Source organism: Chryseobacterium oryzae, from assembly GCF_022811665.1.
Taxonomy (GTDB): Bacteria; Bacteroidota; Bacteroidia; order Flavobacteriales; family Weeksellaceae; genus Chryseobacterium; species Chryseobacterium oryzae.
Genome location: NZ_CP094529.1, coordinates 946,109 through 961,199, shown reverse-complemented (window position 1 = coordinate 961,199; position 15,091 = coordinate 946,109). Strand labels below are relative to the sequence as shown.

At 34.1% G+C, this 15,091-nt stretch carries 12 protein-coding genes and 1 pseudogene; 4 read left to right on the top strand and 9 right to left on the bottom strand.

Annotated elements, in window-relative coordinates; genetic code table 11:
- Window positions 1–46: 46 nt before the first annotated feature.
- Window positions 47–1,327 carry a dicarboxylate/amino acid:cation symporter gene (locus MTP08_RS04460; RefSeq protein WP_243577216.1) on the top strand — a complete coding sequence of 427 codons (1,281 nt, stop codon included), beginning with the start codon at window positions 47–49 and terminating at the stop codon, window positions 1,325–1,327.
- A 298-nt stretch (window positions 1,328–1,625) separates the two neighbouring features.
- Here the strand turns inward: MTP08_RS04460 and MTP08_RS04455 are convergent, their stop codons facing one another.
- A complete protein-coding gene (locus MTP08_RS04455) occupies window positions 1,626–2,063 on the bottom strand; it encodes a hypothetical protein (RefSeq protein ID WP_209389415.1) in 438 nt (145 codons plus the stop codon).
- A 234-nt stretch (window positions 2,064–2,297) separates the two neighbouring features.
- Between MTP08_RS04455 and lptB the strand changes: the two are divergent.
- A pseudogene (gene lptB, locus MTP08_RS04450) lies at window positions 2,298–3,023 on the top strand (LPS export ABC transporter ATP-binding protein); the annotation flags it as partial.
- Between the two features lie 471 nt (window positions 3,024–3,494).
- Window positions 3,495–4,457, top strand: a complete 963-nt coding sequence (locus tag MTP08_RS04445) for a helix-turn-helix transcriptional regulator (protein ID WP_243577214.1) — start codon at window positions 3,495–3,497, stop codon at window positions 4,455–4,457.
- A 132-nt stretch (window positions 4,458–4,589) separates the two neighbouring features.
- On the opposite strand, the gene MTP08_RS04440 is transcribed toward MTP08_RS04445, so the two are convergent.
- From MTP08_RS04440 to MTP08_RS04405, 8 genes are all read right to left on the bottom strand, one after another.
- Window positions 4,590–5,072 (bottom strand): DinB family protein, encoded by a 483-nt coding sequence (locus MTP08_RS04440; RefSeq protein ID WP_243577213.1) that lies wholly within the window; start codon window positions 5,070–5,072, stop codon window positions 4,590–4,592.
- Between the two features lie 220 nt (window positions 5,073–5,292).
- A complete protein-coding gene (locus tag MTP08_RS04435; protein WP_243577212.1) occupies window positions 5,293–7,779 on the bottom strand; it encodes a beta-mannosidase in 2,487 nt (828 codons plus the stop codon).
- A 108-nt stretch (window positions 7,780–7,887) separates the two neighbouring features.
- Complete coding sequence (locus tag MTP08_RS04430; RefSeq protein WP_243577211.1) at window positions 7,888–8,514, bottom strand: hypothetical protein; 627 nt, start codon at window positions 8,512–8,514, stop codon at window positions 7,888–7,890.
- Window positions 8,515–8,670: 156 nt separating this feature from the next.
- Window positions 8,671–9,330, bottom strand: coding sequence for a copper homeostasis protein CutC (locus MTP08_RS04425; protein ID WP_243577210.1), 660 nt, complete (start codon window positions 9,328–9,330; stop codon window positions 8,671–8,673).
- A 54-nt stretch (window positions 9,331–9,384) separates the two neighbouring features.
- Entirely contained in the window at window positions 9,385–10,380 is a 996-nt protein-coding gene (locus MTP08_RS04420) for an isoaspartyl peptidase/L-asparaginase family protein (protein ID WP_243577209.1), read from the bottom strand.
- Window positions 10,381–10,399: 19 nt separating this feature from the next.
- Window positions 10,400–12,661 carry a glycoside hydrolase family 20 protein gene (locus MTP08_RS04415; RefSeq protein ID WP_243577208.1) on the bottom strand — a complete coding sequence of 754 codons (2,262 nt, stop codon included), beginning with the start codon at window positions 12,659–12,661 and terminating at the stop codon, window positions 10,400–10,402.
- 124 nt (window positions 12,662–12,785) lie between these two features.
- Window positions 12,786–13,439 (bottom strand): CoA transferase subunit B, encoded by a 654-nt coding sequence (locus tag MTP08_RS04410; RefSeq protein WP_209389730.1) that lies wholly within the window; start codon window positions 13,437–13,439, stop codon window positions 12,786–12,788.
- 122 nt (window positions 13,440–13,561) lie between these two features.
- On the bottom strand, window positions 13,562–14,266 hold the full coding sequence (locus tag MTP08_RS04405) for a CoA transferase subunit A (RefSeq protein ID WP_243577207.1): 705 nt from the start codon (window positions 14,264–14,266) through the stop codon (window positions 13,562–13,564).
- Window positions 14,267–14,713: 447 nt separating this feature from the next.
- Between MTP08_RS04405 and rplS the strand changes: the two genes are divergently transcribed.
- Window positions 14,714–15,067, top strand: coding sequence for a 50S ribosomal protein L19 (gene rplS / locus MTP08_RS04400; protein ID WP_089742977.1), 354 nt, complete (start codon window positions 14,714–14,716; stop codon window positions 15,065–15,067).
- Window positions 15,068–15,091: the final 24 nt, after the last annotated feature.

The window sequence follows — 15,091 nt, the reverse complement described above, 5'->3', positions numbered from 1 at the left end:
ATTTAAACAAATTTTATTAAATTTCAATCCTAAAAAAACATTCTCTTTGAAAGCAAAAAAAATATACCAACAGCTTTATTTTCAGGTTATCATCGCAATTATTGCAGGTATTCTTCTGGGAAAATTTTATCCTGAAATGGGTGAAAAAATGAAACCATTGGGTGATGGATTCATAAAATTGGTAAAAATGATTATTGCCCCTGTTATTTTCATTACGCTTACTTTAGGAATTGCTCACATGACAGATTTGAAGAAAGTGGGAAGAATTGCAATAAAAGCAATGATTTATTTTTTCACGTTCTCTACTTTAGCCTTAATTATAGGATTAATTGTAGGAAATGTTATTCAGCCCGGAGCTGGTTTAAATATAAATCCTGCAAGCTTATCCGGCGACATTTCTCAGTATCAGCAAAAAGCACACGATACTACCCTTACAGGATTTATGATGAATATTATTCCCGAAACCCTGTTTAGTCCGTTAGTTGGAGAAAATATTCTGCAGGTCTTGCTGGTGGCAATTCTTATGGGAGTAGCTTTGGTTTTAACAAAAGAAAAAAGCGGAAAAATTACAGAATTACTACAGTCACTTTCTACTCCGATATTCAAAATTGTACACATGTTGATGAAGCTGGCTCCTATTGGCGCTTTCGGAGCGATGGCATTTACAATTGGTAAGTATGGTCTTGCATCGGTTTTAAATTTAATTTTTTTGGTTGGCACGTTTTATATAACTTCCATTCTATTTGTAGTCTTGGTTTTGGGTACAGTTGCCTGGTACAATGGGTTCAATATATTTAAACTCATTTATTATCTAAAAGAAGAACTTCTTTTGGTTTTAGGAACAAGCTCTTCAGAATCTGCACTTCCGGGAATTATGGAAAAACTGGAAAAAGCCGGCTGTTCCAGAGCAATTGTTGGCTTGGTGGTTCCTACAGGATATTCTTTCAATCTCGACGGAACCAATATTTACATGACATTAGCTTCACTATTCATTGCACAGGCATTAGGAATTGATCTTTCCATCGAAAAACAGCTGATGCTGCTTTTGGTTGCGATGCTAAGCTCTAAAGGAGCAGCCGGAGTTACCGGAGCCGGATTTGTTACTTTAGCTGCGACTTTAGCGGTAGTTCCCGAAATTCCTATTGCAGGAATGACTTTAATTCTGGGAATAGATAAATTTATGAGTGAATGCCGTGCTCTAACCAATGTTATCGGAAATTCGGTTGCCACAGTAGTTGTCGCCAATTGGGAAAAGCAGTTAGACAAAGAACAATTACAGTTTGCCCTCGACAATCCTAATAAAATTGAAGATAAACTGGAAGTTTAATTTAAGGGGGATTTAAATCTTGTTTAAGTTTTAAATTCTTATTTTTAAAACTAACATATCTATTCTCAGCTATGAAATATATGCCACAATCTTTGTATTTAAACGAGGTTTGCTTCTTTGTTTCCCTAAGAAATTACAGCTAGACATTTACACATCCAACAATGATTTTTTTAATTTTTAGGCATAAAAAAGTTTATTGAAACTTTGTTTCAATAAACTTTTTTTATCGTCAGTAATCATCCGGATTACACAGAATTTTATCAACTATTTTTGACTATTAAACATCCAAAGAAAAAGATTATTTCTTTAGCGTAGTAATCGTCAACACTTTTTGACCATTTACCATATCCACTTTTGTAGAACCTATAATATCTGCAAAAATCATCATGCTAGAATCTTTAAATTCGTAACCGTCAATATAAACCGGGTTATTTTCCGGGAGATTATGCTGGATATTATAGTTGCTTAGTAATAATTTATCCAAGACATCACTATCTTTTTTAAATTTCACTTCAGTTAAACCATTGTCTGCCAAAAAATCGTACTTCTTTAGATTTTGTGGAATATTTGCTTTAGTTTTAAAAACATTTACACTTTGTACATACTTTTTGTTGGCATCAAACATAGAAACCGTACCAACGGCATTGTTTGATACTGCGAATCTTACATTAGGATTTTTTTGGGCAAATGCCGTTGCAGATGCACAAATAAGTAAAGAATATAGAATTTTTTTCATAGTGAAAACAAATAACTGTTAAAAACTTGATAAATATAGTTATTTTTTGGTAAATAAAACAAAATAAAATGAATTACTTAAAAGTTAGAGAAAAAAAATGAAGAAACATATTCTCAAATCTATTTAATTAATATTTTCAATCCTAATATTAAATGAACATAAATTTCGAATGCTTTAAAATTCTCAATTTGAGAATATAAATTTCTAATTCAAAAAAACTTTATCTTTGCGACTATGATTTTACGAGGAGAAAACTTAATAAAAGAATACGGTCCCAAAAAAGTAGTGAAAGGAGTTTCTGTGCAGGTACAGCAAGGAGAAATTGTTGGTTTGCTGGGACCAAACGGTGCAGGGAAAACCACTTCATTTTATATGATTGTTGGGTTGGTAAAACCTACTTCCGGAAAAATTTTTCTCGACAAACAAGAAATTACTTCAGATGCTATGTACCGCCGTGCTCAGAAAGGCATCGGTTATCTTGCTCAGGAAGCTTCAGTTTTCCGAAAACTTTCGGTTGAAGATAATATATTAGGCGTTCTTCAGCTAACCAAACTTTCCAAAAGAGAGCAGCAGATAAAATGTGATGAACTTATTGAAGAGTTTTCTTTACAGCACGTTCGTAAAAACAGAGGAGATTTACTTTCTGGAGGAGAAAGACGTAGAACAGAAATTGCACGATGTTTGGCGACAGACCCAAGTTTTATCCTTTTAGATGAACCTTTTGCGGGAGTAGACCCAATTGCCGTAGAAGACATCCAAAAAATTGTGCGGAGTTTAACCGATAAAAACATCGGAATTCTCATTACCGACCACAACGTACAGCAAACTTTAGCCATTACCAACAAAACGTATATTATGTTTGAAGGTAAAATTCTGAAAGAAGGACTTCCTGAAGATCTTGCAAACGATCCGCAGGTAAGAGAAGCCTATTTAGGGGAAAACTTCGTCTATCAAAGTATTTTCGATAAGCCAAGTAAAAAAAGCTATGCTTATAATATTTGGGCAGGAAATTTTGATTCTAAAAATAAATTTCAGGATTTTGTAAAAGAAAATTTTGCACAGTTTGATGATTTAAGATTAATGCATGGTTTTGAAGACATCAGTTTTGCATCACTATCCAATTCAGAAATAGAGCATATTTTCAATGAAATTATAGATAAAAATGCTTACAATTCTTTTGTATTTCAGAAAAAAGAAATCAATTCTACATATTCTTTAGAACAGGCAGAATCAGATTCAAAAGCTGCAAGTACATCTGAACTGGCTTATGCAACAACCTATGTTTTTGAAGTATAAATTAAATTTCAAAATAAAAATAACAACTTTCATTTACTGTTGAATTTTGTTGAAATTAAAGAAAACTAAAGTACCATTTCCTTATAGAACGGTACTTTTTTCATTTAAAACCAAAGCATCCTTTTTGCCAAGAATATGAATGACCATTATCTTAAAAAAATAGACCGAATAACCGCAATTCTTACTCAGCTGCAATCTAAACCGATTGTAAGAGCCCAAGATTTGGCAGAAAAATTCGAAGTAAGCATAAGAACCATTTACCGTGATATAAAAACGCTCGAAAATGCAGGAATCCCCATTATTGGAGAAGCCGGAAACGGATATTCTTTGATGGACGGATACAAATTACCTCCCGTAATGTTTACAAAAGATGAGGTTTTGAGCTTTATTACCGCAGAAAAACTGATGCAGCATTTTTCACATGAAAGTTTGGGGGCTCACTACAAAACAGCTATGGAAAAGTTGCGTTCTATTTTAAAATATTCGGATAAGAAGCTGCTGGAAAATATTGAAAAGCAAATTGATATTTACAATTATTATCCAAAAACGGAAGATTACATCAAAAATATCATTCCCACCATTTTGCAAAGTATTGCAGAAAAAGTTCAGATATGTATAGATTATAAAACGGTAGATGAAAAAATTTCTACAAGAACAATTGAGGTTGTAGGTGTTTTCTTCGAGTTCAATTATTGGTATCTTATTGCATATTGTACTTTGAGAAAGGATTTCAGGCAGTTTCGAGTGGACAGAATCTTAAAACTGAACAAAACTCAAAATCCTTTTTTACAGGAATACGGACAAATAAACGACTACCGGAAAAATCCTAACGCAAACAAAACTATCGTAAAGCTTTTGGTTGAAAAAAAGATAATGCCTCACTTGGGAAATTCAAAAATCTACTACGGTTTAACCGAAGAAAAAGAAACTGAAAACGGAATTGAATTAACCTTCGAAACAGAATGGATTTCTGAAGGATTTCCGCGCTGGTTGATAACTTTTACAGATTACGCCAAAATTATTGAACCTGAATCTTTGAAAACAACCATGAAAGAACTCATTGAAAAGATTTCTAAAAACCTCAGCCAATACTCATAGAAAACTCCATATTTATTACAAATCCTTTCAGATAAAACCGAATTAACCTGAAAAATTTTGCAATAGATATGGAGCGGTATTTTTAATTTGATTTTACAAATGTTGATTTAAAACATCTGCATTTTATCAATTTTAAAATCTTTCCCAAAAGAAAGGCGGCACAATACCTAAAGACCGTAAGTAAGTATAAGCCTGTGCACGGTGATGAATTTCGTTATCTATAAAATAAAGGATGTTCTGATAAACCGGAAATTCATACTGTCCAAATAAATTGAATGTTTCCTGAAATTTTTCTTCCGAAATCTGATTAAAATAATGGTTGATAACTTCAGTTTCAGCGTCCCATCTTGCAAGAATTTCTTCTTTGGTTTTAGGCTGAAATACTTCTTCCGAAAATTCAGTAATCTGTTGTTCTACGATTCCTTTTAAGGCAGGTCCGGCAATACTGATTAACTCCACTACCATGGTAGAAAACGGTCTCATTCCCTGCACAGAAAATTCAAACAATTCTTTGTCGGGAAATACTTCTATAACTCTTCGGGTAAGATTTCTGTGACCTTGCCAATGTTCTAATAATTGGTCGGCAGAAATAAACTGTTTTGCTCTTGTTGTCATAATTTTTTAGATTTTTTTGTTAATTCTAAAGCAAAGATAACGGCAAGATATGACAACAGTTTGTCAGCAGAAATTTAACATATAATTTTTTTAAATATTTCTAAAATAAAATTGAAAACGCTACGTTATACCAATAATGAAGAAGAATTCAGACTAAAATATGTTGAGGTAGATAAATAATTTTGAAACTGACCGGTTTTTCTATTAAAAACCGGTCTTTTTATGGAGAAATGGTATCCCAAAGACTCATCACTTCTATTTTTTCTAAAGGAACTGAAAGTTTGATTTTTTTAGCAGTTCCGGGCAACAGATCAAAAAAATTATCGCTAAAATGGGTATTTCCAATCAGGTAAATATCTTTAGCAAAAACATCTGTGGAAACTTCAATTTCGGTTGCGGAGATTTTCCTGATCTTAATATTAGGTTTTAAAAGTTTTAAATCTTTTGGTTTCGCAAAGAAATGAAGGTTTTGCGCAATTATTTGCTGATTTTTATCTCTTAGAATCAAATTCAGAAAAACTTTATTTTTAAGATTGTTTGAGATTATATTTTCAATTTCGATAGGATCAAACCTGATGATTTCATCTAATATTTTACCATCAGGAACGTTTGTAATTTCATTTAAAATTTTTCCGTTAAAGTCAATCACCTGTATTTCAATAAAAACATCTTCAAATTTTTTAGGCTCATCATTAATGCCGTAAAAATTTAAAATTCCGTCTTTTTCTTCTGTAAAAATCACCTGATTTTCAAAACTTCTTTTTACCTGATACTGCAAAGCTTTCCAGTTCCCCAAATAATCAATAGAAGACCACGAAACCACCGGCCAGCAATCATTCAACTGCCAATATAATGTTCCCATATTATATGGTTTTGAACGACGGTGAGCTTCTATAGCAATCTGCATTCCCCGAGCCTGCAGAAGCTGAGAAACATAATTATATTTTACAAAATCTTTAGGAACAAAATAATCCCTTTGCATATATTTTTCTATGATTTCCCAACCTTTTGCGTGTTTTTCGTGTGCTTTAACAGTTCCGTTCTGTAAACGCAGTTCTGGTTCGCCAGAAAACATAAATCTTATGGTTTCTAAGCTCGGCATTCCCTGAAAACCATATTCTGAAGCGAATCTGGGAACTTTTTCATTGAATATTTCAAACGGCTGTTCGCCCCACCAAACGCCCCAGTAATGAGAATCTCCTTCCGTTAAACTTTCTTTATGCCCCCAACCGATGGATGGTGAACTTTCCCAATAGATTTGCTTGTCGCGTGTTGCAAATTCTTGAATTGCATTAGGAATTACCTCATGAAAAAGCTTTTTATAGTCTTTCCAGACCTGCAGAGAATCTTCTTTTGAATAGTTGAACTGTTTCTGATAACCCCAGTTTACAATAGCCTCATCAATTTCGTTATTACCGCACCACAAGGCAATAGATGGGTGATTTTGTAGCCTTTGAACCTGATCTTTCACTTCCGCTTTCACATTTTGGAGAAAATTTTCGTCTGCCGGATAAAAACTTCCTGCAAACATAAAATCCTGCCATACCAAAATTCCATTTTCGTCACAGGCTTTGTAGAACTCATCATCTTCATAAATTCCTCCGCCCCAAACCCGAATCATATTCATATGGGCATCTTTACAGGCTTTGATGAGCTGATGGTATTTTTCTTTTGTCATTCTCGGTGAAAAGCTGTCGCCGGGAATCCAGTTTACTCCTTTTGCATACAACGGTTTACCGTTTACTTTAAAATAAAAAGATTTTCCTTTTCCGTCTTTTTCCTGAATGAGCTCTATCGTCTTTAAACCGATTGTTTCTGTTTTTTCTGCCAGAATTTTCGAATCTTTTTTTAACGAAACCTTAATATGATATACATTGGGATTGCCCCAACCATTTGGCTGCCAAAGTTTTGGATTTTCGATAGTGAAAGGAATCTGTATTGCATTTTTTCCTTTTCTTAAATGAACAGTATTGGTTTTATTGTTAAAAGACAGAAAATATTGCCCCTCTTTATCAGCAAAAATTTCGGTAAAAATATTTAACTCTGCTTTTTGTTCTGTTACATTTTTTTGCTCAATTTTTATATTTTCAAGCTGGGCATTGTTCCAGAATTCTAGCTTTACCTCTTTCCAGATTCCTGCAGTTACCAATCTTGGTCCCCAATCCCAGCCAAACTGATACTGTGCTTTTCTTACAAAACTTCTTGGTGATTCCGGCATTGTGAAAGCTACTTTTTTTGCCAGTTCTTTGCCTGCATTCACCGAAGATTTGAATTTTATCTTTAAAATATTCTCACCGCTTTTCAGATATTGCTTTACCGGAATTTTCCAAGTTCTGAACATATTATCAGTAACCTGAAGGAGTATTCCGTTCAGATAAATTTCAGAAAAAGTATCCAATCCGTTAAAAATCAGTTCTATATTTTGGTTATTTAATTCGGTTGAAGAAATTTTGAATTTTGTCTGATACCACCAGTCTTCATTCTCAACCCACTGAACTTTTTTTTCGTTCTCATCTTTGTAAGGATCCGGAATAATCCGATGTTTCATCAAATCCAAATGCACTGTTCCCGGAACTTTAGCGGTAAGCCATTTATTTTCTTTGGAATTTTTGAATTGCCATTTTTCGGACGATAAATTTCGCTCGAAAAATTGAGCGAAAAGGAGGTTTTGGATAAGACAAAAAAGAAAAAGTAGGGTTTTGTTCATTGTAACTTGAAGTATTAGTAATATTTCAACATTTAGTAAAAACTTTGAAAAATCTATTAAAGCTTTTGAGATTTCTCTTTTTATAAATAACTAAAAAAAAATAAGTTTTCAATTCGATTCAACAAATGCACATTGATATATATTGCTTTCAATTTTTCCAGTAAATAATTTATATTTTGATAATTCTTCTCGCTGTTTTTTTGTCAAGAAATCATAAACACAATTCTGCACATCATACTGAAGTTGTAGATTATACTTTTTACTTTCATCTAAATTATACCAATCAAAAACGTACAAACTTTCTGTTGAAACATTTTTCAGATCAATTACAACTCTAAAATTTATTTTTTGCTTGGGTTTAAGAAAAACTAAATTTCTGACTAAATAATAGTTAATAATTGATTTTGATTCATCACTAATTCCATGCTCTTTAGACCAATTAACATAAGTATTATCAATTACGTCGCATCGAGAAATCTCTTTTATATATTTTTCAGCGAAATTATCTTCCATATATGCAGTTCCTCTATTAGCTTCAATTTTTTCTCCAGAGTTAGCATCTAATACCACTAATGTAAGTGCTAGTGGATTATATGAAGAATGATATTCTGAAAAATATGCACAAGTTTCAAAGTTGAAAAAAGCTTTTAGATTAGTCAAGTCTACAGGAATAATATAATTATCATCAGTTTTGTTCTCAAGAGTAACAACTGCACTCTTTTTATCAAATGCCATGTTAAATGTCAATCCGATTTGTGATTTGATAAAGATAGGAAAGAGAAAAATTATAAAATATCTCATTAAATTTGATGTAAGGTGAAGATTATTTAAATATTGCTTAGATTCTTTCAGGATGACAGACAAGACGCATAATGATGCAGAAAAATTAATTTATTTAAACTTCAGTTTTTTAATCTCCTCCGCATTGGCAAAACTTTCGTAAGGCAAGACCGCCGATGAATGAAAATAATTTCCCTTCGTTACCGTTTTCAATTCAGAAATATTGTTTGAACGAACACCGCCTCCAATCAGAATTTTAATTTGGCTTCCATAATTTTCAACCAGTTTTTTTAGATTTTCTTTTCCCTCAAGAGCAGAATTTTCGCCTCCGGAAGTAAGAATTTCTTTAAAACCCAGATTAATTAATTTTTCTGTAGACTCAAAAATATCGGGAGTTCTATCTATCGCTCTGTGAAATACGCATGGTTTACCGTTGGCTAAATCTAGTAAAATTTTATTTTTTTCAACATCAATTTCCTGATTTTCATTTAAAATTCCGAAAACAAAGCCATCTGCATTGGCCTTAGAAAATTGCAGAATACTTTTTTGCATCTGTTGAAATTCTGAATCAGAATAAAGAAAATTTCCGCCAACAGGACGAATCATCACATGAATGGGTTTTGAATATTTTTCTTTCAGATACCTCAATTCTTCATAATCGGGAGTAATGCCTCCGGAGTTGATGTCTGCACAAAATTCTATTCGGTCTGCTACAGAATTTAAGGCAATTTCGGCAGAAGTAATGTCGAACGTGGCAATTTCTAAAAACATAATAAGTCTAAGGTTTGAAGTTTTGTCTTTGAATGTTTTGCAATTATTTTGAAATTATTTCAGGGCAAATTCCGGTTTTTCCAGACGATTTCCTTTTTGGTCGTACACCGCAAAATTAAATCCGTCCTGAATACAATAGGCGCCGTATTCTCCTTTTTTATTGAGAGCAATAAAACCCACCTGTATATCTTTCAAATTTTTACTTCTGCTTTTGGTGATTTTTACAATTCTTTCCACTGCTTCTTTACAAGCCTGTTGAGGATTTTTACCCTGCCTCATTAATTCTACAACGAGGTGGGTTCCTACCATTCTGATTACTTCTTCGCCATGTCCCGTTGCTGTTGCGGCACCTACCTCATTATCTACAAACAAACCAGCACCTATAATTGGGGAATCTCCTACCCTTCCGTGCATTTTGAACGCCATTCCGCTTGTGGTACACGCTCCGGAAAGATTTCCTTTTTCATCAAGGGCAATCATTCCTATGGTATCATGATTTTCTATATTAACGATGGGTTTATACTTGCTTTCTTTCAGCCAGTTTTTCCATTCTTTTTCTGATTCCGGGGTTAATAAATTTTGTTTTTTAAAACCCTGATAAACAGCAAACTGTAAAGCACCGTCACCTACGAGCATTACATGAGGCGTTTTTTCCATCACTGCTCTTGCTACAGAAATCGGGTTTTTAATATCTTCTAAACAGGCTACAGAACCTATATTATAATTTTCATCCATAATGCAGGCGTCCAGTGTTACTCTTCCGTCTCTGTCTGGTCTGCCACCATAACCCACACTTCTTTCATTGGGATCATCTTCTACCACACGAACCCCTTTTTCAACAGCATCCAAGGCTCTACCGCCCTTTGCAAGAATTTTCCAGGCTTCTTCGTTGGCTTTCAGGCCAAAATTCCATGTGGAGAGTACAATGGGTTTATTGGTAACTGTTGATTTACTGTCAGAAGCTTCTTTAGCTATTAAATCTAAAGGATTTATCAGCAATGCGGAAGATAATATACCTGTTGTTTTTAAAAATTTTCTTCTTGAATTCATACATAATGAGTTTGAAAATTTAATTTGCTCCTATTTCATCTACAAAAAGCCACGCTTTTGAGTCTGCTCCCGGATTTCCTGCGGGAATAATTCCTGCGTTTTCTATTTTCAGTTTTAAATATTTTGAGCTTTGATTTCCTACATTTATTTTAATTTTTCCTTTTGCGGAAAGAATCTGGTCTTTTCCGATTTCTTTAATGGCTTTAAAATTTTTTCCGTCATCAGAAATATAAACTGTTGCAGATTTTGCCAGATGAATCCAGCTTCCTTTATTATTTAAAGTATTGAAATATACTTCCGAAAACTGAGTTTTTTCACCGAAATCAATTGTGGCAACCACATCTTTCCCCTGAAATCCCAGCCAAGTTTTTCCCAACTGTTTTTGGTTACCCATAATGCCATCAACCAAAGTAAATGCTCCACCAAAAGAATAGTTTTCGCTAGGCTGATCTTCTAAGGTTATTTTTTTGCCAGTAGTTTTCGAAGTTATAAAATCCTGTGAAGAAACCGCACTTTTCAGTTCATTATTTTCGAAATAAGCTGACTGAATGACCATTGATTTTAAAACCGGAATTGCACTTTTGTATGTTTGGGAATGTGCTGTAGGAATGCTTCCGTCTATAGTAAAATGAATTCCTTCCGGATTTTGCGAAGTGGAAAGTTCATAAGCAATACCATTTTGGCTCGGAACTACCTTTCCGTTGATATTGTAAATACTTCTGGCATAATTTACTCCCATTTTATCTAGAATTTTAAAATGACTGATGGCTCTATTTTCAAATTCTTTGTAATTTTCGGGTTTTGAAGTTCCCCAAGCCACTTCTGAAAGGGCGAATAATCTTGGAAAAACCATGTATTGAACCTGCTTAAAATCTGTTATATATTCTGTCCACAAATTTGCCTGAACCCCTAAAATGTATTTAGACTGCACTTTCGTAAGTTCTTCAGGAATAGGTTTGTAAGAATAAACTTTATCCAAAGGCGTAAAACCGCCGAAAGCATTCGGTTCTGTTTGAGGATCTCCCTGATAATGATCAAAATAACAATAAGCACCGGGCGTCATCACGGCAAAATGATTTGATTTTGCTGCTTCTACACCGCCTTTAATGCCCGTCCAGCTCATTACGGCAGCATTGGGAGCTAGTCCGCCTTCAAGAATTTCATCCCAACCGATAATTTTTCTGCCTTTAGAATTCAGATATTTTTCTATTCTTTGGATGAAATAACTCTGTAAACCATGTTCGTCTTTCAGATTATTTTTTTTGATTAAATCCTGACAAAAAGCTGATTCTTTCCAACGAGTTTTAGGGCATTCATCACCGCCAATGTGAATATACTGAGAAGGAAAAAGTGCCATCACTTCATCTAAAACATTTTCTAAAAACTTAAAAGTATCGTCTTCAGGACAAAAAACATCATCAAAAACGCCCCATTTTGTAGCTACATCAAAAGGACCTTTTGTGCAAGCCAATTCCGGATATGCTGCAAGTGCTGCTAATGCATGACCTGGCATTTCGATTTCCGGAACCACCGTGATATGTCTTTCCTGAGCGTATTTTACCACTTCTTTAATCTGTTCCTGAGTATAAAAATACGGTCCGTAAGGTTTTCCGTCAAAAGTATTATCTACGTAGGGACCTATCATCGATTCTTTCCGTTTTGAGCCAATTTGGGTAAGCTTGGGGTACTTTTTTATTTCGATTCTCCAACCCTGATCGTCTGTTAAATGCCAGTGAAAAGTGTTCAACTTATACATTGCTAAATAATCGATGTACTGTTTTACTTCTTCAACTGTGAAAAAATGACGGCAGACATCGAGGTGCATTCCGCGCCAAGCGAATTTTGGTTCATCTTCGACTGTCATGGCAGGAATTTTACCTGAATCTTTAAACTGTTCAAATAGCTGAATTAATGTTTGTATAGCAAGAAAATAACCATTATTTCCAGTATACATAATAAATATCTTATCAGGAGTTATAGAAATCCTATAACTGTCATTTGCTGCTCCATGATTTCTTCTTTTACCTGGATAGGGATAATCTCCAGTGGTAAAATTTGCTATTTCTTTACCTGTATTTTCATATTTAAACATTGAACCCAACCTTTTTCTTAAGTATTCTGTATCCTCTTTAGGAACATCATAAAATTTTAAAGTTTTAGGAATTAAAAATTCACCTTTTGTAAAATTAATATGATTTGGATAAGGAATTAAATTCAATTGGGTTTGGGAATAGAAAAATCCCGAAAATATTATGAAAAATAGAAGTAAAAAACGCTGCATTTCTGAATTTGATTTGAGTTTAGCGAATATAATTCTTTTCTGAGGATTTTTATCACTCCTTTTAACGAAATAAAAAGCCGAAAAATCTGAAGATTTTCGGCTTGAATTTATGCTTTAAAAACACTTAGAATTGCATTTCAGGAATTTCACCCTCAATAATTAAATCTGCTTCCGTAGATTGAACGATATGTTCTACAGAAACTCCCGGAGCTCTTTCCACAAGCTTAAATCCGGCAGGTGTAATGTCTAAAACAGCCAATTCTGTTACTACTCTCTTCACACAGTTTACCCCCGTTAAAGGAAGTGTACATTTTTTAAGGATTTTGCTTTCTCCAGCTTTATTTACGTGCATCATTGCCACGATAATATTTTCGGCAGAAGCCACCAAATCCATTGCGCCACCCATTCCTTTTACCATCTTCCCGGGAATTTTCCAGTTGGCGATATCTCCATTTTCGGAAACTTCCATAGCTCCAAGAATCGTTAAATCTACTTTCTGACTTCTAATCATCCCGAAACTGAATGCCGAATCAAAAAAAGAACCGCCCGGAAGAATAGTAATGGTCTGTTTTCCGGCATTGATGATGTCTGCATCTTCTTCTCCTTCAAAAGGAAACGGCCCCATACCCAAAACACCGTTCTCACTCTGAAATTCTACAGAAAGATTGTCTGGAACGTAGTTGGCAACCAATGTGGGAATTCCTATCCCTAAATTTACGTAATACCCATCTTTTACTTCTCTGGAAATACGTTTTGCTATATCTTCTTTACTTAACATTTTGCTTAATTTGAAAATTTGTTGATGTAATAATTTGAAAAATCTATTTCTGATTTACTGTGAAAATCAAAAAAAACTCAATTCTTAACAACGGCTTACAGATTTTTAACTGAAAACAGTTTTTAGTTTGCTTTCTTTCTCACTGTTCGCTGCTCTATTCTTTTTTCAAATTTTTCTCCCTGGAAAATTCTTTGAACCATAATTCCCGGAATATGAATCTGGTTAGGATCTAATTCGCCCGGTTCTACCAATTCTTCAACTTCTGCAATGGTGATTTTTCCTGCTCCAGCCATAGGATGATTGAAGTTTCTTGCAGAACCTTTGAAAATTAAATTTCCGGCATGGTCTCCTTTCCAGGCTTTTACAATAGAATAATCTGCTTCGTAAGCATGCTCCAAAATGTGAGGTTTTCCTTTGAAATCTTTTACTTCCTTCCCTTCTGCCACTTCAGTTCCGAAACCTGCAGGAGTATAAAAAGCAGGAATTCCGGCTTGAGCCGCTCTGCATTTCTCTGCTAAAGTTCCTTGTGGGGTTAATTCGACCTCTAATTCTCCTGAAAGCATCTGTCTTTCGAATTCGGCATTTTCTCCTACATACGATGAAATCATCTTCTTAATTTGCTTTTTCTGAAGTAACAGACCTAAACCGAAATCATCAACTCCCGCGTTATTTGATATACAGGTAAGGTCTATTACATCGCTCTCCACCAAAGCATTAATAGAATTTTCGGGAATCCCGCAAAGTCCGAAACCACCTAACATGAGTGTCATTCCGTCTTTAATTCCTTCGATAGCTTCTTGGGCATTTTTTACTCTTTTATCGATCATTTTAAGTATACAATTTGAAGGTCTTAAATTAGTATTTTTCTTTTAAACTGAAAAAATAAAGATTTTAAAAATTTTGCTATTCTCTCTCTCATGAAATTTTTGGCTGAAATAATATGGTACGAGAATACTTCTGCGTGAGCGATGGTAGTGGAAATCCTTTAAAAATTCGGCGGCAAAGCCGCCGAATTTTTAAAGATTGTAGCGGACGTAGCGACCCGGGCACAGGAAAAAGCCAAGGCGAGGGATACGCCCAAATTATAATCTGAAAGAAATCTCGTTAGAATATTCAACGTTATTTTTTCAAATTATTGAAGAAAGAAATTCTCTGAAAAATATTTCATAAAGTATTGGTAGTCATAAAAATTTGTTTTATTTTTGCAATCTGTTATTCAACCTCTGACGAAGAACGTGTAAGTTGCTTAGCTTTAACATTTTATTTTATTAATAATGGATTTATTAAAGTACGTACAAGACAAGTACATCGCTAAGAAAGAATTCCCAGAATTCAAAGCGGGAGACACAATTACTGTGTATTACGAAATTAAAGAAGGACAAAAAACAAGAACTCAGTTCTTCAAAGGAACAGTTATCCAATTGAGAGGTACTGGTTCTACAAAAACTTTCACGATCAGAAAAATGTCTGGCGATGTAGGTGTAGAAAGAGTTTTCCCTATCAACATGCCTGCTTTACAGAAAATTGAAGTAGACAGAAGAGGTAAAGTTAGAAGATCTAGAATCTACTACTTCAGAGACCTTAGAGGTAAAAAAGCGAGAATTAAAGACGTTCCTTACAAGAAATAATTCAGACAACAACACATACGAAAA

What these genes read in the sequence shown, in the direction of transcription:
- MTP08_RS04405 (WP_243577207.1), bottom strand. Translation starts at nt 14,266, where the DNA reads ATGATCGATAAAAGAGTAAAAAATGCCCAAGAAGCTATCGAAGGAATT.
- MTP08_RS04415 (WP_243577208.1), bottom strand. Translation starts at nt 12,661, where the DNA reads ATGCAGCGTTTTTTACTTCTATTTTTCATAATATTTTCGGGATTTTTC.
- MTP08_RS04410 (WP_209389730.1), bottom strand. Translation starts at nt 13,439, where the DNA reads ATGTTAAGTAAAGAAGATATAGCAAAACGTATTTCCAGAGAAGTAAAA.
- MTP08_RS04425 (WP_243577210.1), bottom strand. Translation starts at nt 9,330, where the DNA reads ATGTTTTTAGAAATTGCCACGTTCGACATTACTTCTGCCGAAATTGCC.
- MTP08_RS04455 (WP_209389415.1), bottom strand. Translation starts at nt 2,063, where the DNA reads ATGAAAAAAATTCTATATTCTTTACTTATTTGTGCATCTGCAACGGCA.
- MTP08_RS04435 (WP_243577212.1), bottom strand. Translation starts at nt 7,779, where the DNA reads ATGAACAAAACCCTACTTTTTCTTTTTTGTCTTATCCAAAACCTCCTT.
- MTP08_RS04440 (WP_243577213.1), bottom strand. Translation starts at nt 5,072, where the DNA reads ATGACAACAAGAGCAAAACAGTTTATTTCTGCCGACCAATTATTAGAA.
- rplS (WP_089742977.1), top strand. Translation starts at nt 14,714, where the DNA reads ATGGATTTATTAAAGTACGTACAAGACAAGTACATCGCTAAGAAAGAA.
- MTP08_RS04430 (WP_243577211.1), bottom strand. Translation starts at nt 8,514, where the DNA reads ATGGCATTTGATAAAAAGAGTGCAGTTGTTACTCTTGAGAACAAAACT.
- MTP08_RS04420 (WP_243577209.1), bottom strand. Translation starts at nt 10,380, where the DNA reads ATGAATTCAAGAAGAAAATTTTTAAAAACAACAGGTATATTATCTTCC.
- MTP08_RS04445 (WP_243577214.1), top strand. Translation starts at nt 3,495, where the DNA reads ATGAATGACCATTATCTTAAAAAAATAGACCGAATAACCGCAATTCTT.